At 36.4% G+C, this 26,683-nt stretch carries 29 protein-coding genes; 20 read left to right on the top strand and 9 right to left on the bottom strand.

The genetic code is table 11. The features are described 5' to 3' along the window. Positions 1-25 precede the first annotated feature (25 nt). The 7 genes from D017_RS11760 (at position 26) to purB (ending at position 7,807) form a co-directional block, all read left to right on the top strand. Positions 26-1,018, top strand: coding sequence for a stage II sporulation protein M (locus tag D017_RS11760; RefSeq protein WP_035336697.1), 993 nt, complete (start codon positions 26-28; stop codon positions 1,016-1,018). 3 nt (positions 1,019-1,021) lie between these two features. After that, entirely contained in the window at positions 1,022-1,963 is a 942-nt protein-coding gene (locus D017_RS11755) for a hypothetical protein (RefSeq protein ID WP_035336696.1), read from the top strand. 16 nt (positions 1,964-1,979) lie between these two features. Continuing rightward, a complete protein-coding gene (locus tag D017_RS11750; RefSeq protein ID WP_225969302.1) occupies positions 1,980-2,762 on the top strand; it encodes a DUF4129 domain-containing protein in 783 nt (260 codons plus the stop codon). Then, positions 2,759-3,976, top strand: coding sequence for a DUF4350 domain-containing protein (locus D017_RS11745; RefSeq protein WP_035336694.1), 1,218 nt, complete (start codon positions 2,759-2,761; stop codon positions 3,974-3,976). Before D017_RS11750 ends, D017_RS11745 begins: the two co-directional genes overlap by 4 nt. Further along, entirely contained in the window at positions 3,976-5,043 is a 1,068-nt protein-coding gene (locus tag D017_RS11740; protein ID WP_081804687.1) for a MoxR family ATPase, read from the top strand. The genes D017_RS11745 and D017_RS11740 overlap by 1 nt, the downstream gene beginning before the upstream one ends. A gap of 2 nt (positions 5,044-5,045) precedes the next feature. After that, positions 5,046-6,386, top strand: a complete 1,341-nt coding sequence (locus D017_RS11735) for a DUF58 domain-containing protein (protein WP_081804686.1) — start codon at positions 5,046-5,048, stop codon at positions 6,384-6,386. 77 nt (positions 6,387-6,463) lie between these two features. Continuing rightward, positions 6,464-7,807: an adenylosuccinate lyase gene (purB, locus tag D017_RS11730; RefSeq protein ID WP_035336693.1), complete on the top strand. Its 1,344-nt coding sequence runs from the start codon at positions 6,464-6,466 to the stop codon at positions 7,805-7,807. Positions 7,808-7,896: 89 nt separating this feature from the next. Here purB and D017_RS11725 read toward each other — a convergent pair whose 3' ends face one another. From D017_RS11725 to D017_RS11715, 3 genes are all read right to left on the bottom strand, one after another. Further along, complete coding sequence (locus D017_RS11725; protein WP_035336691.1) at positions 7,897-9,243, bottom strand: gluconate:H+ symporter; 1,347 nt, start codon at positions 9,241-9,243, stop codon at positions 7,897-7,899. Positions 9,244-9,247: 4 nt separating this feature from the next. Then, positions 9,248-9,748: a gluconokinase gene (locus D017_RS11720; RefSeq protein WP_035336690.1), complete on the bottom strand. Its 501-nt coding sequence runs from the start codon at positions 9,746-9,748 to the stop codon at positions 9,248-9,250. A gap of 466 nt (positions 9,749-10,214) precedes the next feature. After that, positions 10,215-11,570, bottom strand: a complete 1,356-nt coding sequence (locus tag D017_RS11715) for an NAD-dependent succinate-semialdehyde dehydrogenase (RefSeq protein WP_035336688.1) — start codon at positions 11,568-11,570, stop codon at positions 10,215-10,217. A gap of 162 nt (positions 11,571-11,732) precedes the next feature. Between D017_RS11715 and D017_RS11710 the strand changes: the two genes are divergently transcribed. The 3 genes from D017_RS11710 to D017_RS11700 are packed head-to-tail and all read left to right on the top strand — an operon-like array spanning position 11,733 to position 13,441. Further along, positions 11,733-12,632 carry a mechanosensitive ion channel family protein gene (locus D017_RS11710; protein WP_035336687.1) on the top strand — a complete coding sequence of 300 codons (900 nt, stop codon included), beginning with the start codon at positions 11,733-11,735 and terminating at the stop codon, positions 12,630-12,632. Positions 12,633-12,659: 27 nt separating this feature from the next. Next, positions 12,660-12,965: a ribosome-associated translation inhibitor RaiA gene (gene raiA / locus D017_RS11705; protein ID WP_035336685.1), complete on the top strand. Its 306-nt coding sequence runs from the start codon at positions 12,660-12,662 to the stop codon at positions 12,963-12,965. Between the two features lie 11 nt (positions 12,966-12,976). Then, positions 12,977-13,441, top strand: coding sequence for a hypothetical protein (locus D017_RS11700; protein WP_035336684.1), 465 nt, complete (start codon positions 12,977-12,979; stop codon positions 13,439-13,441). Positions 13,442-13,517: 76 nt separating this feature from the next. On the opposite strand, the gene D017_RS11695 is transcribed toward D017_RS11700, so the two are convergent. Beyond that, on the bottom strand, positions 13,518-14,114 hold the full coding sequence (locus D017_RS11695; protein WP_051583897.1) for a nitroreductase family protein: 597 nt from the start codon (positions 14,112-14,114) through the stop codon (positions 13,518-13,520). Positions 14,115-14,389: 275 nt separating this feature from the next. Between D017_RS11695 and D017_RS11690 the strand changes: the two genes are divergently transcribed. Together D017_RS11690 and D017_RS11685 are read left to right on the top strand one after the other, a co-directional pair. Beyond that, a complete protein-coding gene (locus tag D017_RS11690) occupies positions 14,390-15,685 on the top strand; it encodes an OmpA family protein (protein WP_035336682.1) in 1,296 nt (431 codons plus the stop codon). A 139-nt stretch (positions 15,686-15,824) separates the two neighbouring features. After that, positions 15,825-16,244 (top strand): hypothetical protein, encoded by a 420-nt coding sequence (locus tag D017_RS11685; protein WP_035336681.1) that lies wholly within the window; start codon positions 15,825-15,827, stop codon positions 16,242-16,244. A gap of 163 nt (positions 16,245-16,407) precedes the next feature. Here the strand turns inward: D017_RS11685 and D017_RS11680 are convergent, their stop codons facing one another. The 3 genes from D017_RS11680 to D017_RS11670 all read right to left on the bottom strand — a co-directional run bounded on the left by D017_RS11680 (position 16,408) and on the right by D017_RS11670 (position 18,709). Then, positions 16,408-17,124, bottom strand: a complete 717-nt coding sequence (locus D017_RS11680) for a DUF2461 domain-containing protein (protein WP_343215422.1) — start codon at positions 17,122-17,124, stop codon at positions 16,408-16,410. A gap of 115 nt (positions 17,125-17,239) precedes the next feature. Further along, the gene (locus D017_RS11675; RefSeq protein ID WP_035336680.1) at positions 17,240-17,788 is read right to left on the bottom strand and encodes a type 1 glutamine amidotransferase domain-containing protein; all 549 of its coding nucleotides are present in this window, start codon (positions 17,786-17,788) and stop codon (positions 17,240-17,242) included. 141 nt (positions 17,789-17,929) lie between these two features. Next, positions 17,930-18,709 (bottom strand): pseudouridine synthase, encoded by a 780-nt coding sequence (locus tag D017_RS11670; RefSeq protein WP_035336679.1) that lies wholly within the window; start codon positions 18,707-18,709, stop codon positions 17,930-17,932. A gap of 90 nt (positions 18,710-18,799) precedes the next feature. Here D017_RS11670 and D017_RS11665 point away from each other — a divergent pair, with 90 nt between their 5' ends. The 4 genes from D017_RS11665 (at position 18,800) to D017_RS15020 (ending at position 22,398) form a co-directional block, all read left to right on the top strand. Continuing rightward, positions 18,800-19,234: a hypothetical protein gene (locus tag D017_RS11665; RefSeq protein WP_035336678.1), complete on the top strand. Its 435-nt coding sequence runs from the start codon at positions 18,800-18,802 to the stop codon at positions 19,232-19,234. 89 nt (positions 19,235-19,323) lie between these two features. Then, positions 19,324-20,127, top strand: a complete 804-nt coding sequence (locus D017_RS11660) for a DUF1853 family protein (RefSeq protein ID WP_035336677.1) — start codon at positions 19,324-19,326, stop codon at positions 20,125-20,127. A 129-nt stretch (positions 20,128-20,256) separates the two neighbouring features. Beyond that, complete coding sequence (locus D017_RS11655; protein WP_035338236.1) at positions 20,257-21,054, top strand: LytTR family DNA-binding domain-containing protein; 798 nt, start codon at positions 20,257-20,259, stop codon at positions 21,052-21,054. Between the two features lie 102 nt (positions 21,055-21,156). After that, on the top strand, positions 21,157-22,398 hold the full coding sequence (locus D017_RS15020) for a S41 family peptidase (RefSeq protein ID WP_051583895.1): 1,242 nt from the start codon (positions 21,157-21,159) through the stop codon (positions 22,396-22,398). 64 nt (positions 22,399-22,462) lie between these two features. Here D017_RS15020 and hisIE read toward each other — a convergent pair whose 3' ends face one another. Together hisIE and hisF are read right to left on the bottom strand one after the other, a co-directional pair. Beyond that, positions 22,463-23,062, bottom strand: a complete 600-nt coding sequence (gene hisIE / locus D017_RS11645) for a bifunctional phosphoribosyl-AMP cyclohydrolase/phosphoribosyl-ATP diphosphatase HisIE (RefSeq protein WP_035336676.1) — start codon at positions 23,060-23,062, stop codon at positions 22,463-22,465. Positions 23,063-23,084: 22 nt separating this feature from the next. Beyond that, on the bottom strand, positions 23,085-23,840 hold the full coding sequence (hisF, locus tag D017_RS11640; RefSeq protein WP_035338232.1) for an imidazole glycerol phosphate synthase subunit HisF: 756 nt from the start codon (positions 23,838-23,840) through the stop codon (positions 23,085-23,087). 215 nt (positions 23,841-24,055) lie between these two features. Here hisF and D017_RS11635 point away from each other — a divergent pair, with 215 nt between their 5' ends. From D017_RS11635 to D017_RS11620, 4 genes are all read left to right on the top strand, one after another. Continuing rightward, positions 24,056-24,253 carry a hypothetical protein gene (locus D017_RS11635; protein ID WP_035336675.1) on the top strand — a complete coding sequence of 66 codons (198 nt, stop codon included), beginning with the start codon at positions 24,056-24,058 and terminating at the stop codon, positions 24,251-24,253. Positions 24,254-24,299: 46 nt separating this feature from the next. Next, the gene (locus D017_RS11630) at positions 24,300-24,716 is read left to right on the top strand and encodes a VOC family protein (RefSeq protein ID WP_035336674.1); all 417 of its coding nucleotides are present in this window, start codon (positions 24,300-24,302) and stop codon (positions 24,714-24,716) included. A gap of 3 nt (positions 24,717-24,719) precedes the next feature. After that, positions 24,720-25,757, top strand: coding sequence for an AI-2E family transporter (locus D017_RS11625; RefSeq protein WP_035336673.1), 1,038 nt, complete (start codon positions 24,720-24,722; stop codon positions 25,755-25,757). A gap of 104 nt (positions 25,758-25,861) precedes the next feature. Then, positions 25,862-26,605 carry an ROK family protein gene (locus tag D017_RS11620; RefSeq protein WP_035336672.1) on the top strand — a complete coding sequence of 248 codons (744 nt, stop codon included), beginning with the start codon at positions 25,862-25,864 and terminating at the stop codon, positions 26,603-26,605. Positions 26,606-26,683: the final 78 nt, after the last annotated feature.

Below are 26,683 nucleotides of genomic sequence, written 5' to 3'. Positions count from 1 at the left end.
TCTTTACCTCTATAACAAGTTGAAAATGCGTGAAGCTGCTTTTGTCAAGCAAAATAAGGATAAATGGTTAACATTCGAAAGTGTTCTGGTCAACAAAGATCAGATTCATCCAGATGAGCTATCTAGTCTTTACATGGAAGTGACAGATCACCTTAGTTATGCGCAAACATTTTATCCTCAAAGCAAGACTTTAGAGTATTTAAATCACCTTGCCTCTCAGTCACATCAAATCATATACAAGACAAAGCGTGAGTCAAGCAAGCGCTTTATAACATTCTTTACAGAGGAGTTCCCGCTTATTATGTATCGCTACCAGCGACAACTGCTTATCGCTTTTTTAACCTTTTTATTATTTAGCCTTATTGGCGCATATAGTGCTGCAAATGATGGCTCTTTTGTAAGAAGTATTATGGGTGATGGTTATGTAAACATGACACTCAGTAATATTGAGAAAGGAGACCCCATGGGTGTTTATAAGAAGCAAGGTGAACTCAATATGTTTTTAGGAATTACCATTAACAATATAAAAGTAGCATTGATGGCTTTTGTTTATGGGATATTCTTAACAATAGGATCGTTATATATCATCATGCGCAACGCTATCATGCTAGGCAGTTTTCAATACTTCTTTTTTGAGCAAGGCGTAGGCTGGGAGTCTGTGCGTACCATATGGATACATGGTACTATAGAAATCTCAGTGATAATCATAGCAGGATGTGCAGGCATGGTGCTAGGTAATTCTATTTTATTTCCTCAGACATACACGCGCCTAGAATCGTTTAAAAGAGGAATGAAAAATGGTCTCAAAATCGTTGTAAGCACCATACCACTATTTGTAATAGCAGGTTTTCTAGAAGGGTTTGTAACAAGACATACAGAAATGCCAGACTGGCTTGCAATTGTAATTATTGCAAGCTCTCTCGCTTTAATCATATTTTATTACGTGTACTACCCTATTAAAAAACATAAAGAAGAAGCTGCTAGACTAGCGCTTGTTCCTAATCTTGAAAATTTATAATTAATGACCTTAACTAAACTAGTGGAATTTAGAAAACAGCGTGAACTTGGCCAGATCATAAGTGATACATTCACCTTTTTACGCCGTAATGCAAAACCACTTCTCAAAGTACTTGTACGCACTTGTGCTATACCGTTCATACTTCTCATTGTTGCTGTAGGGTTCTACACGAACGCGACGGCGGGAGCAAATTTCTTAACAAGTTTTGGTGACGGATCTGATATGAGTAGCTTCTTCATCTCTGTTGCATGTCTTGCCATTGTAGGTATAATTTACAATTCAATGCTTTACGGAAGCGTTTCTGAATATATTAAAGCATACATCGCTGGAGGTGATGTTCCAGACACCACTGCAGTGGTAGATACCATTAAATCCAAGACTGGCACTTTTTTAGGATTAGGTTTTACAAACTTATTAATTGTGCTAGTAGTAGCGTTAGTTCCAGTTGTATTAGGTGGCGCCATATTTTCAACCGGATCAGAAACCATAGGCGTCTTAGTTGTTGTACTAGCCATCTTTCCTTTGCTTTATGTTTATGTCAAGCTTAGTGTCATCTTTCCTGCTATTATAGACAAGAATCTTAGTATAAAAGAAAGTATTAAAGAAAGTGCAAACTTAATTAAAGGCGAGTGGTGGATGACTTTTATAACGATAATCATCCTTGGGTTTTTAATTGGGGTAATTGGCTTCGTTTTTCAAGTTCCAGTACTTATTTATACGCTTATCAAGACCATAAGTAGTGTACAATCTGGCTCTATGGGTGATCCAGCAGCACTTTTTGACAATGTTTACCTAGTGTTACAGGTCCTAGCCTCTGCAATGAACTATATCTTATACACCATACTCGCCATCTCCGTAAACTTCATTTACTTCAACCTTAACGAGCGTAAAAATCAGACGGGAAGTCTTGATCAAATAAACAATATAGGTAGCAATAATGCATAAAGTATTGCTGCTATGTATGCTCTTTTTGTGTTCGCTTTGCGCGAAAGCTACCGCTATACAACAAACTCAGGAAGAAACTACAGCAGAGGAAATCGCTGAAGAGGAAGTAATCTATCCCGAAAACACCTATCACGATCCTCGTGGTATTGTCACTTATGACAACGAAAAACTAACACCGCTACCCATCTCTGAAAATAGTCTTGATAAATATAAACAAGACGATGAGTTCAATTATAAAGAAGCGACTCCAGAAGATACTTGGTGGTCACGTTTTAAAAGAAAAATTAACGATCTATATAACGCGTTCATACGCTGGCTCACTGGTGGCAACGAGGCTACGGGTTTTTGGGCAGTTATAGTAGAGCTACTACCCTACATACTCATCGTAGCTTTACTAGTGTTCTTTGTATGGCTATTTATGAAAATAGATAGCGGTTCCTTATTAATGGAAAAAATAAAAGCTCCTGAGACCTTACTATCAGATGATGAAGAACTGATACAGCGACAAGATTTAGACCAACTCATTGAGCAGGCAATTGCTGCTGGTAATTATAGACTAGCTGTGCGTTTTTATTATCTACGTATACTTCAGAAAATGAGTGAACAAGATCTTATAGACTGGCAAGTACAAAAGACAAATCATGACTATTTGTCTGAAATAGAAGACCTTAGTTTAAGAAGCCAGTTCAGAAAAGTGACAGATATTTACGACTATATCTGGTATGGAAATTTTGAGGTCGATGAGACCGCTTTCGCGAAAGCAAAAACCTCTTTCACCCAAATAAATAATCAGCTATGAGCAATAAGTTTAAAGTAATTGCTGGTGTGCTGCTACTTGCTCTTGCACTCGTTATTTATATGGAGTCAAGTACTAAGGAAGATATAAACTGGTATCCTAGTTATACAAAGACAGATAAAATCCCTTACGGAACGTATGTGTTACATGACCTACTAGAAAATAACTGGCAAGAGGATAAATTTAAGGAAGTGCGCATACCTCCTTATGAATTTATGTCAGATAGTACGGATGCGCATGGTACATATTTGTTTGTAAATGATTACATCCTTTTTAGTGAAGATGAATCACTCAAACTTTTATCATGGGTAAGTGAGGGTAACACGCTATTTATTGCAGCGAGAGGCATTGGAGAGACTATACTAGATACCTTGTCTCTAGAAACTGATCTCTATTATGATTATGATAATTTTGAGCGCAAGCCACTTGTAAATCTTGTAAACCCAAGCTTACGTAGAGAAACTCCATATTATCATGACGTTGAGACTACCGCTGGCTTTTTTGAAGAGGTAGATACCACAAATACGGTTGCCTTAGGAGAATTTGGCCTTATGGTTAATAAAGACACCATAACTGTAGCAGAACCTAGAATAAATTTTGTTAAACAAGATTTTGGCAAAGGTGAGATTGTCATCCATCTTATGCCTGAGACGTTTACTAACTATTTTATACTAAGAGAGGATAATTATACATACACAAAAAATGTACTCTCGTATCTAGATCAAGATGATGTGCTCTACTGGGATAATCACTATAAGAATGGTAAAACTATTTATACAAGTCCGTTGTATATATTCTTTCAAAATAGATATTTGAAGTGGGCATATTACATCCTACTTATAGGTGCTTTTTTATGGGTGGTTTTTGAAGGAAGGCGCAAGCAGCGAGCCATCCCTATTATAAAACCGCTACCTAACCAGACACTCACATTTACAAAGACCATTGCGGGAATGTATCTTGATAAGAAAGATCACAAGAGCATCGTGAGCCATCAAATAAGTCATTTTCTAGAGTTCATACGCAGTAATTATGCGCTTGATACAAATGTGATTAATGAAGGTTTTATCAATAAGCTAGCATCTAAAAGTGACAATACACTAGAACAGACTAAATCATTGATTAATTATATGGTGGCTTTAAGAGCTAAGCAAATTATAAGTCAGGAAGAATTATTAGAACTTAATAAACGCATAGAAGCATTTAAAAATCAAAAATAATGGACGATATCACACCACAAGATCCAGAAAATACAACAGATGGAACCACTAATGCTACTCCAACTCCATCGCAAGATGTAAATCAAACAGATGAAGGAATCGCGTTTACTAACAGGATTCCATTAGAAGAACTGCGCAATGCCGCCGAAGCAATACGGGCAGAGCTTGGTAAAATTATAATTGGGCAACACGAATTTATAGAGCTCCTCATTGTGGCTTTACTTTCTGACGGTCACGTACTCATCGAGGGAGTTCCTGGTATCGCAAAGACAGTAACTGCAAAGTTATTTGCAAAAACTCTTGATACACAGTTTGGACGTATACAGTTTACACCAGACTTGATGCCAAGTGACGTATTAGGAACTTCGATTCTCAATATGAAAACTAGCGAATTCGAATTCAAGAAAGGTCCTATATTTTCAAACATTGTTCTTATAGATGAGATTAACCGTGCACCAGCTAAAACACAAGCTGCACTTTTTGAATCTATGGAAGAGCGCCAGATTACTATAGATGGTACAAAGTATACTATGGAACCTCCTTTTATGGTGCTAGCAACTCAAAACCCAGTAGAGCAAGAAGGTACATATGCACTACCAGAGGCACAACTAGACCGTTTTCTATTTAAAATCAAAGTAGATTACCCTACGCTAGAACAAGAAGTTGCTATACTGCAGAACCATCATGACCGTAAAGGTGGTGCCCCACAAAAAGGTATTGAGGCCGTACTTAATCCTGTAAAACTAGCAGATTTTAGAAAGCAAACGCAAGAAGTACTTATAGAAGAGAAAATTTTAAACTACGTTGCAGAGATTGTTGTAAAATCTAGAACGCACCCACATTTATACCTTGGAGGATCTCCTCGTGCCTCACTAGCAATTATGAATGCTTCAAAAGCATTTGCTGCCATTGCAGGTAGAGATTTTGTAATTCCAGAAGATGTAAAACGTGCGGTTATACCAGTAATGCGTCACCGCCTTATACTCGCTCCAGAGCGTGAAATGGAAGGAATGACCACAGAGCAAGTCATCGACATGATTGTTCAATCTGTAGAAATACCACGTTAAGAGTGGCTATTATAAAATTTATAAAAGGTTTTTTTGTTCACCAGCGTTTATTCTATGCGCTGGCATTTATAGGTGTGCTTTATTTAATTTCCTATTGGTTTAATAGCCTTTTTGGAATTACTAATATCTTACTACTAGTACTGGTACTCGCATTTTTTGTGGATGCATTAGTTCTTTTTCGCGCAAGCGGAAAAATTAGAGGTGTAAGAGAGCTTCCAGAAAAATTCTCAAACAGTGATGCAAACGAGCTTCCTGTAGTTCTTGAGAATAAATACCCATTTGCAGTTACGCTTGATATTATAGACGAAATACCAGAGCAGTTTCAAAAACGTGATTTTAGTAAAGTAATTGAGATACCAGCACGAGAAACAAGGTCATTTGTATATTCTTTGCGTCCTACAGAGCGTGGTGAGTACACCTTTGGGCATCTCAATGTGTACGTGAGCACAAAGCTCAAACTTGTAAAACGTCGCTACCGCTTTGAAAAAGATCAGATGGTAAAGGTGTACCCATCTTTTATCCAGATGAAAAAGTATGCATTTCTTGCCCTAGATAATAGACTTACTATGCACGGCATGAAAAAAATACGCCGCCTGGGACACACGATGGAGTTTGAGCAAATTAAAGACTACGTCCCTGGTGATGATGCACGTACTATTAACTGGAAAGCAACGGCAAAGCGTGCGAGCCTTATGGTAAATCAGTTTCAAGACGAGAAGTCGCAACCTGTATATGCGCTCATAGATGCTAGCCGCGTGATGAAGATGCCTTTTAAAGGCCTGACGCTATTAGATTATGCGATTAACAGTACGCTTGCATTTTCAAATATTGCTCTAAAGAAAAAAGACAAAGTGGGCATGCTCACCTTTGCAGAGACTATTAAAAATCACCTTCCTGCGAGTAGTAAGAAAACGCACCTGCAGACTATTCTAGAGGTGCTTTACAATATTGACACTAAGTTTTTAGACAGTGATTATGGTGCGTTATACAACCAAGTAAAACGTAAAATCACACAGCGCAGCTTACTACTATTGTATACAAATTTTGAGCACCTAACTGCGCTTGAAAGACAGTTGCCTTATTTAAAAGCGCTTTCGCGAAAACATGTCTTGGTAGTTATCTTTTTCCAAAACACGGAACTCGATCAGCTTATTGCAACACCTGCCGAAACACTTCCAGAGGTGTATCATAAAACGATTGCCCAAAAAGCAGATCTTGATAAAAAAGTAATGGTTGCACGACTTGAACAATACGGTATTCAAACCATATTAACCAAGCCAGATGATCTCACGGTAAGTACTATTAATAAATATCTAGAAATTAAAGCAAGAGGCCTATTATAATCTGTCGATTTTTGCATTAGAATTCGGATAGACGAAGTCTTCTATATATATTTGTCCCTTAACTAAAATCACAACAAATGTCGTTGTCACCACTTCAAGCCATCTCACCTATTGATGGTCGTTATGCTTCAAAAACAGAAACTTTAGCTCCTTTCTTTTCTGAAGCCGCACTTATCAAATACAGAGTAAAAGTAGAAGTAGAATATTTTATCGCTCTATGTGAGTTACCACTCCCACAACTTGAGGATGTAGATAAAAGTGTTTTTACCGCTTTGCGCGAAATTTACCAAGACTTCACTACAGAAGATGCGCAGGCAATAAAAGACATTGAGAAAGTAACAAACCACGATGTAAAAGCGGTAGAATACTTTATCAAAGAAAAATTTGACGCACTCGATCTTGCATCATATAAAGAGTTTATCCACTTTGGATTAACGTCTCAAGATATTAATAATACTGCGATCCCGATGTCTCTTAAAGACGCGATGAATCAAGTATATATTCCAGAACTATTGGAGGTTGTAGATCACCTTAAACAACTTGTAGATGAGTGGGCAAACGTTCCTTTACTAGCTCGTACACATGGACAACCAGCTTCTCCTACTCGACTAGGAAAAGAGATTGAGGTTTTTGTGGTTCGTATAGAGGAGCAACTTAATCTATTAAATGATATTCCTAGTGCTGCAAAATTTGGTGGTGCTACAGGAAACTTCAACGCACATAAAGTAGCATACCCATCTATAGACTGGAGAGCATTTGGTAAATCATTTGTACATGACACGCTTAAAATGCACCACTCCTTCCCTACTACACAAATAGAGCACTATGATCACATGGCGGCATTATTTGATGGACTTAAACGTATTAATACCATTTTAATTGATCTTGATCGTGATTTCTGGACCTATGTGTCTATGGATTACTTCAAGCAGAAAATTAAAGCTGGAGAAGTAGGTTCTAGTGCAATGCCACATAAAGTGAACCCAATTGACTTTGAAAACAGTGAAGGAAACTTAGGTATTGCAAACGCTATTTTTGAGCACCTTTCTGCAAAGCTACCTATCTCAAGACTACAAAGAGATCTTACGGATAGTACAGTATTAAGAAACATAGGTGTTCCATTAGGACATACATTAATAGGATTACGTTCTACCGTAAAAGGATTGAACAAACTATTAATAAACGAAGAAAAAATCGCTGCCGACTTAGAAAATAACTGGGCTGTAGTAGCTGAGGCTATCCAGACTATTTTAAGAAGAGAAGGATATCCTAATCCTTACGAAGCGCTCAAAGCACTTACGAGGGTAAATAGTAAGATTACAAAGAAGTCTATGGCTGAGTTTGTAGATACACTTGAGGTAAGCGCGGCAATTAAGAAAGAATTAAAAGCAATTACTCCTCAAAATTATACGGGAATATAGTAGTTCGCTTTCGCGAAAGTGTTATAAAATTACAAAAGGGATAAGCATTGTGCTTATCCCTTTTTTTTGATGTATCAGGAAAATCTCAACTATACTATAAACCAAAGTATTGTAGAGACAATAAGTCCTACAATTGCGATAAGGGAGGTCATGACTGTCCATGACTTAAATGTTTCTTTCTCTGTGAGACCTAGGTATTGCTTTACAAGCCAGAAGCCACTGTCATTTACATGAGAAAATATACTTGCTCCTGATGCTATTGCAATCACAAGCACTGCTAGCTGTGGCGCGCTAGTTTCCGTTAGTCCTAACAACGGAGCTGTTATTCCAGCAGCTGTAATCATAGCAACCGTTGCGCTACCTTGTAACACTCTTACAATAGCTGCAACTAGAAAACCAAAAACCACAGGAGGAAAGAAGTCGCCACTTAAACTTTCGGCAATCATTGTGCCTGCACCGGTATCTATTAATATTTGTTTAAAAGCTCCACCAGCACCTGTTAGTAAAATAATAACTCCTGCTGGATAGAGAGATTTTGTAGAAATATCAAGAAGCTCATCCTTAGTAAATCCTTTTCTAATCCCTAAGAAGTACCAAGCAACTACATTTGCAATGATAAGCGCTACAAATGGATGACCAAGTAAATCTGCTCCAAAAATGAGCCAACTAGGTAAAGCTCCTTCCTCAAATAGCGGACTGTTAAGTACGGTATTACACACGATTAAGAAAATAGGAATCGCGATTATTAACAGAATAGTTCCGGCACTTGGTGCATTTGCTGGTACTTCCATTTCGGTTACCATATCTTCTGGAGATGTGATGTCCATCCTTTTTGATAAATACCGTGCAAGTAATGGCCCAGCAATAACAGCCGCAGGTAAACCAGCTAAAAATCCAAATATTATAACATAGCCAAGATCGGCTCCTAAAATTTCGGCTACAGCAATAGGTCCTGGTGTGGGTGGTATAAAGGTATGCGTGATTGCTAGTCCCGCAAGCAGCGGGATAGCATATAGAAGTAGCGACTTTCCCGTTTTCTTCTGTAATGCGTAAACGATAGGTATTAAAATGATAAATGCTACATCAAAAAATACGGGAATAGCGACAAAAAATCCCGTGAGCATTATTGCCCAAGGAGATTTATCTATTCCAAATTTCTTAAGTAGGGATTCTGCTAGTCGCTGTGCTCCACCTGATCGTTCTAAAATAGCGCCAAATAAAGCTCCGAGCCCAACTACCGTGGCTACAAAACCTAAGGTTCCCCCCATTCCGTTCTTTACAGAATCGAGAATAGATTTCGGCTCCATGCCAGCAATTACACCCACTACAATACAAGTAATAAGCAATGCTAGAAACGCCTGAATTTTGAGCCTAAGGATTAAAAGAAGTAAGACCGAAATCCCAGCAATTACTGCTAGTAGTAGTTGATAATCCATAAACCTATTGTTCTATAATTTGTTGTATTCTTTTTATGATGTCTTCTTTTGCTAAAGTAGCTGCCACATGAATACCATATTGTGGTACTTCTAGTGTATCAAACTGAGACTGTAATAACGAAGGGTTAAAAAAATGATTCTTCCTAGAAGCAAGCCGTTTACTCAGTGCTTCAAAGTTTGCATCAAGATAGATAAAGTTTTGTTTTGCTTTTTCAAAAGCAGATTGAGAAAATAGGCGTTCCCTATAAATCTCCTTGAGTGCTGAGCAAGCAAGAACCGCTCCTTGATCACTTGACCACTGCTGTATCTCTCCAGCCAGACTGTCGAGCCACGGCCATCTATCCTCATCTTGTAAGGGTATGCCAGATGCCATTTTATCTACATTAACTTGGGGATGAAAATCATCTGCATCATAAAAAGGAACTCGTAATTGCTTAGATAACATCTTACCAATGGTGCTTTTTCCGCAACCGGAAACGCCCATAACTATGTATACATTCTTCATTAACATACGGTATTTACTCGATCGTCCATGTAATAAAGGACGAACATCATTCCTTAGAAGTGTTATAATGAACACAGCATCTCTTGTATTGATTGTGTTACTTTAAAAGTATCATAAGTTTAGCTAATATAAGATTACTGATGATAAAGAGCTCTTGAATGAGATAAAGTTAAATTATCCACTTCGTTTCATTTCGACTATAAATCTATCTTTTTAAAAAAATCCCATAAGTTGAGTAGCGTGTGTTTCACCGTTAAAGCACACCTTGCTAAACTCTCTTATTTATATAATCCATTTAGATTCCTTTTGTCAACTTTAAAACCAAGAAATATATAAACTCATCCATAAAACCTTTAAAACGTTCATGTATCTATACAATTCATTGTACATTATTTAAAATAAAATAGCCGATTCATAAAATTATGAATCGGCTATTTATGTTTTACGCTTTCGCGAAAGCGGGCTATTATTTAATATATACCGTCTTTTTATTTACAAACTCTTGAATACCATCTATGGAGAGTTCGCGACCGTATCCCGAAATTTTTGTACCTCCAAAAGGAAGGTTAGGGTTACTCTTGACCATATCATTTACAAATACAGCACCATCTTCAAACTGCGGTATTAAGGTCTCCATGCGTTCTTCACTCTCTGTAAAAATAGATACGCCTAAACCAAAATCAGATTGATTTACTAGATTCAACGCTTCTTCGTCAGTTTTAAATGCGGTGACTCCTATTACAGGCCCAAAGGTTTCTTCTTTAAATATTGTCATCTCTGGTGTCACTCCTGTAACTATCGTTGGCTCAAAATAAGCCTTCTGTCTGTGCCCACCTATTAATATTTTTGCTCCTTCGGCAATTGATTTATTTAGTTGGTCTTCTAACTCTTCGGCAAGGTCTTCACGAGCCATTACTCCAATATAGGTATCTTCATCCATAGGGTCACCAGATTTTAATTCTGTCACCGCTTTCGCGAAAGCATCTAAAAACTTGTCTTTAATACCTTCATGGATGATGAGTCTTTTACCAGCGATACAGCTCTGCCCTGTATTTTGAAAACGCGCTTGTACACACGTTTGTACCGTCTCCTCAAAATTGCAATCGTCAAAAACTACGAGTGCATTACTACCTCCAAGCTCGAGGACAGATTTTTTAATTTCGCTTGCTGCTGTACTTGCTACCGCTGCTCCTGCTGGCTTACTACCAGTAAGTGTTATTGCCTTAATACGAGAATCTCGAACGATATTTTCTATACGCTCACTGCCTACGGCCATGTTTTGAAAACACCCCTTAGGAAGTCCTGCTCGTTCAAACACTTTTTGAATATTTTCTGCACTTTGCATAACATTACTCGCGTGCTTTAACACACCTATATTACCTGCCATCAGAGCTGGAGCAATGAATCTAAAGACTTGCCAGAATGGGTAATTCCACGGCATTACGGCAAGTACAACACCTATAGGTTCGTATCTCACATAACTTTTTGAAGCATCTGTTTTTATCTCTTTAGGTGCTAGTTGTGATGGTGCATTTTCTGCATAATAGTCACATACCCAAGCACACTTTTCTACTTCGGCAATGGCTTGTGTAATGGGCTTACCCATTTCCTTAGTCATTGTTTCTGCATATTCTCGAGCATTCTTTCTTAATTCCTTTGCCACATTGTTAAGATGTTCCGAACGCTCTGCAAAAGTGGTATTACGCCAAGAAAGAAAGGTTTGTTGTGCATTTTCAATTTTATCTTCTATCTCTTTTAAGTTAAGGGCTTTTATTTTGGCTATTTCTGTTCCGTCATACGGATTTGTAGATACTATATTCATAGGTCATTTTTTTATAAAGTTACTCCGTGCAGATTGTTTAAGGATAAAGGTTAAGAGCATTTTAACTTGTGGGGACTAAAAGGTCTTAACAAAATGTGAATTGATAAGGTTTTAAGAATAAATGCAGCTAAGAGCAGTATTTTTAGGTAACCAATCAAAACTATGCCCTTACAAAGTACAAAAACAACCATTACAGAAGCATTTCAAAATTCTGTGAGCGACTTTATAGATCAACTCCCGCAGATTGCGATGGGTATTCTTATCGTGGTTTTAGGAGTTTTAATAGCTGGATGGATAGGTCGATTTGCTAGAAAAAGAATTTCTGCTAGAACAGAAGATCCTTTGATGAGTAAATTTCTAGGAACAGCCATAAGATACACCTTTATAATAATCGCAATAATGCTTGCACTTAGAGCTGCAGGTCTAGGAGGTATAGCAGCCGGAATACTTACAGCAGCAGGAGCTAGTGCTGTTGTCTTGGGATTTGCTTTTAAAGATATTGGCGAAAATTTTATTGCAGGAATTATTCTTGCTTTTAATAGACCCTTTGATGTTGACGATACTGTTGAAATAGGTTCAAATTTCGGTAAAGTAAAAACCCTCGATCTTAGGTACACAAAGTTAAAAACCTTTGATGGTAAAGATGTTTACATACCCAATAGTGATGTGCTTACCGAACCTGTCACAAATTACACAGAGGACGGCTTTTTCAGATGGGATTTTATCATTGGAATAGCTTATGAAGATAATATAGAGGGAGCAAAAGAGACAGTACTAGAAGCATTAGCCAAAGAATCTAGCGTTATTAACGACGATATACATGAAAACTTTGTTATTGAAGATGAGCTTGCAACAAGTACTGTAAACTTAAAAGTTTTCTTTTGGGTAGATACTAAGGACTTTAGAAAACAAGCACTAATTACAAAAGGAAATGTGGTGCGTAATGTAAAAGAAGCATTAGAAGATGCTGGATATTACATGCCGGCAGATATACAAGAAATTAAACTCTATGGCGGTGCGAAAGAATTTCCACTTAGCCTTCGTCAGTTTTCTGACAAATAATAATTATCATAAATAAAAATCAATACTATGGAAGTAATATTTGAATACCACGATGTAACTGCAAGTGCAGAATTAGAAGCTTTCGCGAAAGCGGAATTAAAAAAATTAGGAGATAAATATCAATTTGCTCACAGAGCAGATGTTTTCTTCAAAACCGAAAACACTTCAAGTGATGAAACTGGAAAAATAGCGGGAGTACAAATAAGTATGCCTGGTCCAAGGCTATTTGCCGAACATAGCTCAGACGATTTTTATCCTTCGTTAAAAGAAGCGATAAATGAAGTAGACCGCCAACTCAGAAAAAAGAAAGAAAAGATGCAGTCTCACCACTAATATAAATCACTATGCCAACTGATATGACACTAGCAACAGACAATAACGAATTAATAGTAATCTACTCTTCTGAATCAAGTATTGCAAAACAGACGCTTGGTTATGCAAAAAGTAGCGATGCAAAATTAAATTTAATCAACATCTCAGATGCAGGACTTACGGGAACGCAGTGGAGTGAAGTGGCAGATTTACTAGGAGTGAGTATAAATGAACTCGTTTCTAAAGATCATCCTGAGGTTGATAATTTTGTAAAAGATGCAACTATGAGTGATGATCACTGGATTAAATTTATACAGAATAATCCAAATGCGATACAAAACCCTATACTCATACAAGGAACAAGAGCAAAGCAGATTACAACACCATCACAGGCAATGCAATTTATTGAAGTAGACTCTGCTGGTCTTGAAAAACACAATTTAGGCGAAAGCCCTGAGATTTCTTCAAATACTGATAACGAACATCAAGTTGATTAATTGAGTTTGCAGTAAATAAAAAAGAGCCACATATTAAAATATGTGGCTCTTTTAGTTATAGGAACAATTTTGAAAATTATTCTCCTTTAAAAGTATCTTCATTAAAGTTTCCATTAAAAGTGAAAGACTTCTGGTTTTTTCTAGAACGCGTTTTTGTCTCCTCTCCTTGTAAATCTTCTGGAAGTTTTTCAATATCCCCTCCATAATATCCTACAGCAATACCAGTTGCAATATGATAATCATCTGGCACATTAAATTCAGACATTGCTTTTTTGTAATCCACACCAGCCATTTGATGTAATGCAATACCCATATGTTCGGCTTGCGCAGAAACATTACCCATAAAAAGTCCTAAATCATGTAAAGCATGAAAACTCTCTTTACCGTCATCGTTAGTTTTTTTATAACCTCCTAAAAATAATGCTTGAGCATTATTTGCCCAAGATTGATTAAACTCATCAAGACAATTAAAAATACGGTCAAAAGCAGGACTTCCTTTAATACCCCAAATAATTAACCAAGGTTGTAAATTATTAGAACTCGCAGCCCATCTACCAGCCTCAAACATTGTGCGCAATTCTTCTTCGCTTATCTTGTCATTAGTAAAAACCCTTGGACTCCATCTACTTGCTAAAATGGGAAGTATTTCAAATTCGGTATTTGCTTTTTTCATAATTCTTTTTTTTACAAAAATATTTTTATGAGCCGACATAGCTCAGATATTTAATAATAATTAACAAAAATCAAAATTAAATTTAGTCTCTATCAATAATTATGGGTTTCATTACAAATAATGCAAAAAAAAGCGGATTATTTTATCACAATGAGCCAAATATATACTTTGTGTTAAGTTTGTGATAATAAGCAGTTAATAATTGCCAAATCCCTTGACTAGGTTATAAATATTCCTATTTTTGCAGCTTGAATATTTCAAACAAATACTTTATTATGAAAAAAATTTCACTTGCTATAGTTGCCCTTGTTGGAATGCAATTAGCATCAAATGCACAAGAAACACTTGATACTCCTACAAACGACTTTAATAAGTGGTCTGTAGAGCTTACTGGTGGTGTAAACAAACCTGTAAGACCATTGTCTTCTGGAGCTTTCTCTAACACTCCATCTCTTTACACTGTTACTGGTGGTGCGAGATACATGTTCAATGAAAAGTTTGGACTTAAAGGAGGTGTTGCTTACAACAGCTTTAAGAATGATGATGAAAGCCGCGAATTTGATACTGCGCTTTACAACTTCTCTTTAGAAGGTGTTGTAAATGCTGGTAACATTCTTGGTTTCAGAGAATGGACAGATACTTTCAATGTACTTGTACATGGTGGTATGGGATATTCTGCACTAACAACTGATGCTCCTGCTGTTGAAAGAGATTTCGGTGATGCAGACCAAATGTTAAGCTTCATGGTTGGTGTAACTCCACAGGTTAAGCTTTCAAACAGAATCGCACTTGTTGCTGATTTTACTGCAGTAGGTAATGTACGTCAAGACTTAACATTTGATGGTGTTCAAGCTGGAGGAACTAAGGGATTTGATGGTTTTTATGTAAACGCTACTGCTGGTATTAACATTTACTTAGGTAAAGCAGAGAAGCATGCAGATTTCTATTCTAGTGCAAATACTACAAAAGAAGAGCTTACAGACTTACAAAACCGTCTTACTAAAGTAGAAACAGATCTTATCGATACTGATCAAGATGGTGTTGCTGATTACTTAGATCGTGAGCCAAATACTGTTTCTGGTGTTGCTGTAAATACTAAAGGTATTGCTGTAGACAAGAACACAAACGGAGTTCCTGATGAATTAGAATCTTCTTTAGATGCACGTTATGCTAAGAAAGGTGAAATGAACACAACACAGCCAGTAATCAAAAGTGGTGGTGATGTAATAAGAAAACTTATCGACGATGGATATGTAAACGTATACTTCCAATTTAATAGCACTAAGCCAGAAACTTACAGCTTAGAGTCTATTAACTACCTTATCAAGTACATGAATGAAAATTCAAATGTATCTGCTCAATTAGTTGGATATGCTGATGAGATTGGAAACACTGGATCTAACCAAGGTCTTTCTGAAAGAAGAGCTCAAAAAGTAAAAGATATTATGGTAGCTGCAGGTATTTCTGCTAGCCGTCTTACTGCAACTGGAAACGGTGAAGATGCATCAGTAGATAAAAATTCTGCTCCTGCTCGTCAGTTAGTACGTAGAGTTACTTTTAAACTTAACTAGTCGAAAGATTACTTTAAGTGTTAATTGCAGAGCCTCCGATTTATCGGGGGCTTTGCTCGTTAATAATATGTTGAGAAGTTATAAGATAACAATTGCTACCCCACCTATCATTCCTTAACTTTAGATAAAACAAAGCGTTATGAATGATAGACCAAACGATATTAAAAGGATCAGACCGGAAATACCTAAGGCAAGAGTACATGACCACATGAGTGATGAAGAGCGTTTTCAGAACGCTACGCTTAGACCCATTGTAAAACTTCAAAATCCGCTGCTAATCGAAGTTTTTAAGTCATACATAGTAAAGAGGAAGAATGTCTTTCATAATTTAAGTCTAGAAAAACGACTATCTTATATTGAAAATGCGGTCAATAAGGATATGAAATTCCGCAATAGTGTAAGAGGTATGATTGTAGGTCACTTTACTGTAGATGAGTATATGCAATATAATAGCGACTCGTCTGCCTACAATAAGCGTATTGCAAACTTAATAAGGGAGCGTCTTATTAGTCAAGTGCAACTCTTTGATAAACCTAAAGAAATAGCAGATACCATATAATTATGCAAATACCAACTGATGTGCCAAAACCACAAAATAATAGCCCAATAGATCCCTCATCGCCTATTGAGCTTTTTATTTTTATAATTTTACCTATTCTATTAATTATAGTCTACTTCGTAAATAGAAGAAGAGTCAAAAATAAGAATAAACAGAAATAAATCTAAAGTAATGACTCCCCGTTGAGATCAGTTGTCAATACATCACTCATATAATCAAAAAAAGGTCGCAGTAGTCTGAAGTGATTTAAAGCAATCTTCGTAAAATCTGGAGAGGTGATTTCTTTGTCTGTAAAATTCTTCCTAACTACAAAGTTTTTAAGTCTTATGAGATCAATATTGGGATCATTTACGTCAAAGCCCCTAGGTGCTGTCTTAACCGCATTCCGTGTCTCAAATGAGCCACCAAACGCTTTCGCGAAAGCGATATCTGAGAGTATCTCACGTATCTCACTAGCATCTAGATGAAATTCTGTGCGTATGCGCTTTAAATCTGCTGGTTCTGGATTAAAAAAGCCGCCTGCTATTGCAGATTTATTACCGGGCTCAATTCTCAGATAATACCCACCACGACGGTGTGCTCCAGCCCTACTAAAGCTTGCTGAGCGATGCACGTTGTAAGGTGTTTTATCATTACTAAACCTTACATCCCTATTGATACGAAACACTTTGAGTTTTTCAATTTCGTCAGTTTCATTAAGTCCATTCACTATAGATGCATAAACCTGCTTTAAGGCTTTCTCACTAGCTTGGTACTCTTTCTTATGCTCTGTCATCCACTCACGCGAATTATTCTCACGTAATGATTCAAGAAAAGATAAAGTAGATTTAGGTATCGAAGAAGTCATATGTTCATTTTGCTGAGTTACTAAATTAGCCATCAATTTATAGAGTTGCAATACTGTATTAAGGAAAGAGTAAATTGTCTAAAATAATTGCATTAAAAAACCATCACAATAAAATGATGGTTTTTAAAATTATCTATATTAGATTAAATTATGCATGTTGTAAATCATGCTTTCCTTCTTTGATTTCTTCAATTAATTTATCATTAAATGCTGGTAAATCATCTGGATTTCTACTTGTTACTAAGGCCTCATCTACTACGACTTCTTTATCTACCCATAGTGCTCCTGCATTTTGCAAGTCTGTTTTTATACTGTTAAACGACGTCATCGTTCTTCCTTTTACTACATCTGCCTCAATTAGCAATTGCGGTGCGTGGCATATTGCTGCTACTGGCTTACTTTGTTTAAAAAAGTCTCTTATAAAAATGAGCGCATCATCATTACGTCTTAACTTATCAGGATTAATTACTCCTCCTGGTAACATTAATGCATTATAATCCTTTGCACTTACATTATCTAACGTATCTGTTACATCGTAAGAATTAGACCAGTTTCCATCTGCCCATCCTTTTATAGTTCCAGATTTCTCACTTATAATATCTACGGTGAATCCTTCGGCTTTCATAGCCTCCATAGGTGATTTTAACTCACTTTCTTCAAATCCGTCTGTTGCTAATATTGCTACTCTCTTATTCATAATCTTTCTATCTTTTGGTTATACAATTAATTATGATACAAAGATACTAGGAGGCCTGAGCTAGCTTCGTTAATGAGATGATAAGAAAAATAGTGTTGTGGTTAAACCTTTATTAATGTGAAGGATCTTTTGTTAAGATTGTTAAATCTGAACATTTTGAAGCATCAAACCGCTGGCTTGAGCAATTCTAGTCAATTTAATGTCATTGCCAGCGTCCAAGGTTTTCTTGAAAAAATCTAAATCTGCTTTGCCCTCGCCTATATCAAACAGCATCCCCATCATTAATCTTATTTGATGCCTTTTAAAACCTTTACCGCTTACGCGAAAGGCAAAGCTCTCCTTAGGAAAGAAATTTGCTGTGTATAGTTCGTTTGGCTCTATTACAGAAGAAGATATAGTACCTATCGTCTTAGTCTCCGGATTGGGCTTATAAGCATAAGATCTAAAATCATGTTCACCTTCAAATAATCTAGCAGCCTCTTGCATTAAATTAATATCTAAAGAACCCGCGATATTAATCATATATGGTGCAGCAAATGGATGATTCTTTTCTCCGTAAGAAAAGAGATAGACGTACTCTTTAGATAAAGGAGCATCCATTACATTAAATTTTTTATCTACTTGAGTTATCTCAAGGCATCTTATATCTTGAGGTAAATTATCATTAAGAAGTGTGAGAAATCCCTCCTCAGGGAGCGGACTGTCGTTTAAAAATAACTCAACATATGCAACATTTGCAGAGACCTTTGCATCTGTTCTACCAGATGCTAGAAGTTTGAAGTTTTTACGGTCTAATACGTATGAAAAAGTACGTTCCATCATACGCTCTACAGTGAGAACATCTGGCTGTTTCTGCCAGCCATGATAACGAAATCCTAAATATTGAATCTTAAGAAGGTAATAAAAGCGCTTGTCAAACATTCTTCAAAAGTAATTGCCTTACATCAATTAAAGTTTGATAATTAAAAAATAATTGTAAATTAAAACACAAATATCTCAAAACCAATCTCTATGACAACCTCACAAAAACCTTCTACACTATTTTGGATTATTGCCATTGTACTACTCCTATGGAATCTTATGGGAGCAAGTGCTTTTATAGTAGACACCTTCTTTACAGATACTCTTGCTGGCACTTATAATGAAGAACAAATGAACGCCATTAACGCAACACCCATTTGGTCAAAAGTATTATATGGTATCTCAACTATAGGCGGTCTAGTAGCCGCTATACTCTTAATTACTCGTAAAACAAGTGCTCTAAAAGTATATGCAATATCACTTATTGCAATAATTATACACACAGTTTACAATATAGGATTTGCTGATGCCATGGAACTTTTTGGCGTTGGAGAAGGCCTAATTTTTCCGCTTGTCATTATTGTACTTGCGATTTTTGAATACTGGTGGAGTCGTTATAGCGCATCAAAAGGGTGGCTCAAGTAAGTCTCAAATCACTTCATTTAAAGAGCTACCCCAATTAATGCGCTAGCTCTTTTTGTTTGTTATGGATGCATAATCTGTATTTTTAACTTATGAAACATATCAAAGGTTTTCTGGCTACGCTTCCTCTTTGGACAAAATCGCAATTTGGACTTACCCAATTTGAAATGCCTACTATTGATCTGTCAAATTTTGTCTCACAACCCATTGCTGCTAGGCTTAGGTTAGGACATCAAATAGAACATATTTTTAAACAACTTCTTGATCACTCAGAGCGCTACACTATTCTAGCACATAATATTCAGATTAAAAAAGACAAGATTACACTAGGTGAACTAGATTTTATAGTTTCAGATCGCTTTCGCGAAAGCATAAAAATACACATCGAGCTTACTTATAAATTTTATCTAATAGATCCTACAATAGAAGTGCCCACGCACAGACTTATAGGTCCTAATAGAAAAGATATGTTTTACGCCAAAATGGAAAAAACAAGAGACCAGCAACTACCTCTTATATTTACTCCGGAAGGACGCACTACCCTATCAACATTAGGTATCAATCCTGAAACGTTAGAGCAACAAACCTATTTTTTAGCTCAACTTTTTAAACCCTATGCACAGCAATCGCCTTCCATAGAACCACTTAATAAGGACTGTATAGTCGGGTATTGGATAAGACTAGATGATTTTAATAAATCTCATTTTAAGGAGCTATCTTTTTACATCACATTAAAAAGCGAGTGGCTTCATGAGCCGCATTTAGAGAGACCATTTGAAAAGCACGAAATTGCCCTTGATCAAATAAACGAGAAGCATCGCGATAGAAGAGCTCCTATGATATGGGTTAGAAAAACAGATGGAATTTTAGAAAAATGTTTTGTGGTTTGGTGGTAAAAACACTAATACTTAAGTTTAAAGAGCTATTGCAATGTGATTAATGCATATTGCCTTTAAAAATTGTATAACTGCTGAATGATAGTTGCATTTCTATTTTTTGAAATTTCTAAACTTAAGCTATTGATATTGAAAAAAGAATACCCTTTTGATCCTTCCATAAAGCATCAACTTATTATAGCCATAGGTATGGCTTTATGGATATTTACATTTCTTTATTTTACAGAGCCACTTGACGTTTCTGAGCTATATGATAATGAACGTTTATTTATTTTAGCTCTTTATGGACTTCTAGGTGCACTATGCTATGTGAGCATTCTTCCAATTCAATATTACTTATTCAAAAACAATAAAGAAAGATGGCTATTTGTACATGAGATAAGCTTTTTTCTTGTGTTTATAGTTTGGTCATTTTTAGTAATGCGTAGTTTTTATCTGTATGTCGTAGTGCGTGGCGAACCTAATCCATACTCTCTCTATTACTATCTAACTTCTATTTTTCTTCCAGCAGTTCTTACAATATTTCCTATCGTATTGATAGGACGTTTTGGTTTTGGAAAATATAAAAACAAACAGATAGAAGAACAAAAAATAGAAATTAAAGGTGATGGAAACTACGAAGGAATAAGGTTGTTGCTATCAGATTTAATAGCTCTAGAGGCATCAGATAATTATGTAGAAATTCATTTTCAAGATAATGGAACCTACAAAAAGCAATTAATTAGAGCTCGGTTATCTCACTTAGAAAAATCATTACCTACTATGATGAGAACGCATCGATCGTATTTGATAAACCCGATGCATTTCTTATCATACAAAACAGATGCTGGTAAGTTAGGTCTAATCCTTTCGCATGAGATTTTTATACCTGTATCAAAAACATATACGAGTATCACAAAAGAGACCTTAAATTTTACCACAAATTAAAGGCATCTCATCCCAAAACCTTGTATTTACTGGTCTTTCTGATTTAGTGATTTTAGATTTGTTTCATAGATAATTTGCAATTCACTTTTAAAATCATGTACTATGAAAAGACGTATCACACTTTTAGTAGCTATTGTTTTTGTTTTTTCCGCTTTCGCGAAAGCGCAATCTACCCAAACATGCAATTGTGTAGAGGAACTCTCTTTTGTTAATGAACAAATAAAAGAAATGACTTCTTTTAAGAAACAAATGAAAGGAGACAAACTCTCAGAGTACACAACTACCTTAAATCAATTAGAGCAAGAAGTTACTTCACAAATGAGTGTGACAGATTGCTTTTCTAAGCTCAATGAACTGCTATCTGTTGTAAAGGATAAACATGCACACATACGTCACATGAAGCCTGTAATTACCTCCGAGATAATGGAACAAGGTGATGAATTAGAACGTTTTCGCGAAAGCGAACTATTTAAGAATCATCCTAAAAGTAACATCAGCGTTGAAAAGCTCATAGAGAAATTATCTGAGAAGTCTTTTGAGAACATAGAGGGCATTTACAAGAAAAAGGATGGCATAACTATAGGCATTGTAAAAACAGGCAGCACATACGAAGGTATTGTACTTACTTCAGATAACAAAATCTGGGCGCCTGGACAGATTGCTTATAAAATTATTCCTAACGGAGAAAATATGTATGATGTTCTTACCAGTGATATCATTGGTGGTAAATTAAGATTTGTAAGAGGATTGCTACATTTTAATGGAAGTTTATGGCATCTTAAGAAAGAAGCTAGTAACTATATTTCACAAATGAGTGTGAATCAATCTCCTTGGGATTTCAAACAACTTACACCAGATATTCAGTATGTGTATATGGGGTCTTTTTCAAATAGCAGCAATAATGTAAAGGCTTTTAAAAAGTTTTATGAGGAAGCTAAAGATAAGTTTACTGCAAAAAATATTATTGTAGATCTACGTGATAATTCTGGAGGAAACTCTAAGTACTCCGATCCATTTTACAAAATTTTTAAAAAGAATAAAATGAATGTGTATGTCATTACAAATTTCTGGTGCGCGAGTAATGGTGAGCAATTTACTCTCAAACTAAAGGGGTTAAAAAATGCAAAACATCTAGGCCAGCGCACGTATGGAGCCCTTGCTTATGGCTCTAATTATGGCAAACTAATAGAAACACCATCTGGCCAGTTTGCAATTTATCCTACAGATATGAATTTTCATAAATATCTAAATTATGAATATGTAGGTATCATCCCAGATATCAAATTAAGCTTTGACGAGGATTGGGTTACTCAGACTTTAGAGATAATAAAGAACATCAACTAGCAAAGAGTGTGATAGCTGGTCAACTGGAGAAGTAGTCTTGATAGTACTACTTCTCCATTGATTTTTACTTATGTCTTGACATAAGTGTTTTTTCTATATCACGCAGGTGAAACCCTTTTGCCTGTAATAAAACCATATAGTGAAATAATAGATCTGCGCTTTCATTAAGGAATAGATGATCGTTATCATCTTTTGCTTCAATAACCACCTCTACAGCCTCTTCTCCTACTTTTTGAGCTACTTTATTAATCCCACTTCTAAAGAGTGACGCAACATAAGAGTCTGCAGTATCTTTAGTATTCCAGCGATCTTCTATGACTTCTTCTAGATGTGATAAAAAGCCAAAGTTTGTTTTGTTACTATTACCCCAGCAGGTATCTGTCCCTTTATGACAAGTAGGCCCTTGAGGAGTCACTTGTACTAGCAAAGTATCATTATCACAATCTACCGCAATAGTATCTAGATGCAAATAGTTTTTAGTCTCTTCTCCCTTTGTCCATAGTCGTTGCTTTGAGCGACTAAAGAAGGTCACTTTATTTGTAGCAATTGTTTTCTCGTAAGCCTCATTATTCATAAAACCTAGCATCAAGACATTCTTAGTTCTTGAATCCTGAATAATTGCTGGCACGAGACCATTCTCGTATTTTTTAAAATCTATTTCCATTACTTTTTATTATGAACGAGTGTTATGATCTCATCGCAATACCTTGCGAGGTTAACTCTTGTTTTAAATCTGTTATTTCTATTTCCTTAAAGTGAAAAACACTTGCTGCAAGAGCTGCATCTGCCTTACCCTCTGTAAAAGCATCTGCAAAGTGTTGCATATTTCCAGCTCCTCCACTTGCAATTATTGGGATATTTAGACTTTCAGAAAGTCTAGCTAGCGCCTCGTTTGCAAAACCATCTTTTGTACCATCATTGTCCATAGAGGTAAAAAGGATCTCACCAGCACCACGCTCTTCTACTTCTTTTGCCCAGTCAAAGAGATTATGCTCTGTAGGTACTTTTCCTCCCACTAAATGTACAATCCACTCTCCTTCTATATACTTTGCATCTATAGCGACAACAATACATTGTGAGCCAAATTTTGCTACAAGCTCATTTATGAGTTCTGGTCTTTTTACAGCACTAGAGTTTATAGAAACTTTATCTGCACCATTTTGTAATAAGATATCTACATCTTCTACAGAAGATATTCCTCCGCCTACTGTAAATGGTATGTTTACTTGTGAAGCAACTCTCAATACTAGATCTGCAAGGGTCTTACGACGCTCTTCTGTTGCAGATATATCTAAAAAAACTAGCTCATCTGCTCCTGTATTAGAGTATAGCTTTGCCAGCTCCACTGGATCTCCAGCATCACGCAAGTTTACAAAGTTAGTTCCTTTTACGGTTCTACCATTTTTAATATCGAGACAAGGGATAATTCTTTTTGTAATCACGTGGCGCGTATAAAAGATTAGTTTTAAGGATGCAAATTTATACAAAAGTGCCGCTACTACCCCACAAAATGAAAACTGCTTTTCTTAAAGACTGCCAAAATATAACTCACATTCATAAACTCCTATTAAAACAGTGGTAATGTGGTGTTAAGTAGCAAAGCTTCACTCCGCCAATCAATTACTTTTATACTCCAAATAATAAAAACAATTAAGTTATGATTAAGATTATAGGAGTAATAGCGCTTGTTGCAGGAGCTATTATGCTAGTGCTCGGAGTTATGGGAATCTTTGGAAGTTTAAGTACTGGTATGAGTCCGTGGGCATTTACAATACTAGGTGTAATATTTTTCTTTGCGGGCATCTCATTACTTAAACATAGAAAAGATACAGATGCAATTGCATCTGATAAATAAATAACCTAAAAAAAATGGTGTAAATTAGTACTTCAAAACATCGATTATGACAGTACGACCATTTCATCTTGCTATTCCCGTAGATGACGTTGAGAAAGCAAGAGTTTTTTATAGAGATATTTTAAATCTACCTGAAGGCCGCAGCAGTGACCACTGGGTAGATTTTAATTTTTTTGGACACCAGCTAGTGATTCATTACAAGGAAAAATCTACTGTAGATGAAGTGCATAATGAAGTAGATGGTAAAGCGGTACCTGTGCCTCATTTTGGAGTTGTACTCGCTTGGGAAGATTTTGAAGCATTTGCCGAAAAAATAGCACCACACGTAGATTTTGTAATAGAACCTTATGTGCGTTTTAAAGGTCTAACTGGCGAGCAAACTACAATGTTCTTCTATGATCCTTGTGGTAACGCCCTTGAGTTTAAAGCTTTTAGAAACGACTCTCAAATATTTGCCAAATAATATATGCAAACACTCAAACCTAACCTTTTACGTCAGTTCTTTATCATCTTTTTAATCATCCTATTTGGGTGGTTAATATTTAAAGAGATGGCAACCTATCTATCAGGTATACTAGGTGCGATTACACTCTTTGTTTTATTACGTAAGTGGCAAGAATATCTAGTAAAAAAAAGAAAATGGAACTCTAGCGTTTCCGCTTGCGTTCTTATGGCAGGCTCATTTCTTGTAATACTAGTACCTATTGCTGGACTTGTATTAATGCTCACCTCAAAAATTAGTAAAGCGGTAGAAAATAGTGGCAAAGTCATAAACATTGTAAAATCAGAAATGGCAGATATAGAGTCTCGCTTTGGTCTCGATATCGCAAGCTCCATAGACACTAGTTCTGTAACAGACTGGATAAGTAGTAACCTTCAAGGGCTAGCCGGTGGGACCTTTAATGTATTTATCGCCATAGGTCTTATGTATTTTATGCTGTACTATATGCTTACTAATAGAAGGACTTTTAGAGAGTCTATGCTAGAGTATATACCCCTCAGTGAGAAAAACTTAAAACTCATAGGTAAAGATAGTCAGGAGCTTGTAAAGTCAAATGCCATAGGTATACCACTAGTAGCATTACTACAGGGACTTGTGGCACTTATAGGCTTTTTAATACTTGGCGTAGAAGATCCCTTTTTCTGGTTTGCAATTGTCACCGTTGGGTCTATGATACCATTTGTAGGTACCGCCTTAGGTATCGTACCTGTTTGCATCATTCTATACGCTGCTGGTGACATCTGGCAAGCCATCGTGATGATTATCTATGGTACGGTCGTAGTGGGCTCTACAGATAATCTTTTTAGACTCGTGATTCAAAAGCGACTGGCAGACGTTCACCCACTTATTACCATTATAGGAGTTATCGTAGGTGTGCCTTTATTTGGATTTATAGGTCTCATTTTTGGACCTATTGTAGTGAGTATTTTTCTACTTATTGTAAAAATTTACAAACAAGAATATGGTAAAGAAAAACCATCAGAACAAGAAGAAGTACTCTAAGTAACTAAATCTATAAGGTTACGCTTTCGCGAAAGCGGACTCACCCACCCTACTTCTATATTATTCAAAAATTCCTATCTTTCGCCACACAAAAACCATCATAGATGAAGATATTAGGTATCGACATAGGCGGAACGGGAATAAAAGGTGTCCCTGTAGATCTGGAAACAGAAGAGTACATAGGTGAACGTTTTAGAATAGAAACCCCGCGCCCTGCAAAACCTAAGGCTGTAGCAGATTGTGTACAGCAACTCGTAGATCACTTTAACTGGACAGGACCTATAGGAATAGGCTTTCCTACCGTTATCGTAGATGGTAAAGCAATGGCATATGGTAATATGCACAAGAGCTGGATGGGTGTGCAGATAGATGAACTTTTTTCTAAAAAAACTGGTTTACCTTGCTCTGTTATTAACGATGCAGATGCCGCAAGTCTCGCCGAAGTTAGATACGGAGCGGGAAAAGATTTAAAAGGCCTGGTTGCTGTGATTACAGTAGGCACAGGTATAGGCTCTGGACTTTGCTATAACGGTAAACTCATCCCAAATTTTGAATTTGGTCGTATTCCATATAAGAAAAAACCTATTGAAAAGTATGCAGCAAACTCTGTAAGAAAGGAAGAAAAACTCACTTTTAAAGAGTGGGCAGAGCGCTTTAATTTCTTTCTCAAAAATGTAGAGTTAATATGTACACCTAACCATTACATAATAGGCGGTGGTATAAGTAAGCATATGGCAGAGTTTGAAAGATATCTTACCACAGATATTCCTATTGTTGCAGCAAAAACTAAGAATCACGCTGGCATTATCGGTGCTGCTTGTGGCTATCTAGATAAACTAGAACGCTAGTCTTGTGTTCATATCTAATACAACTCCATATTTTAGTTAACAATTGTTACGTGCAGGCGTTACTTCTTTTGCTTATTT

Origin of the sequence: Dokdonia sp. PRO95, assembly GCF_000355805.1 — a bacterium.
Classification (GTDB): Bacteria; Bacteroidota; Bacteroidia; order Flavobacteriales; family Flavobacteriaceae; genus Dokdonia.
The sequence above is the reverse complement of the archived record's forward strand: the minus strand, read 5'-3'. Positions and strand labels throughout refer to the sequence as shown.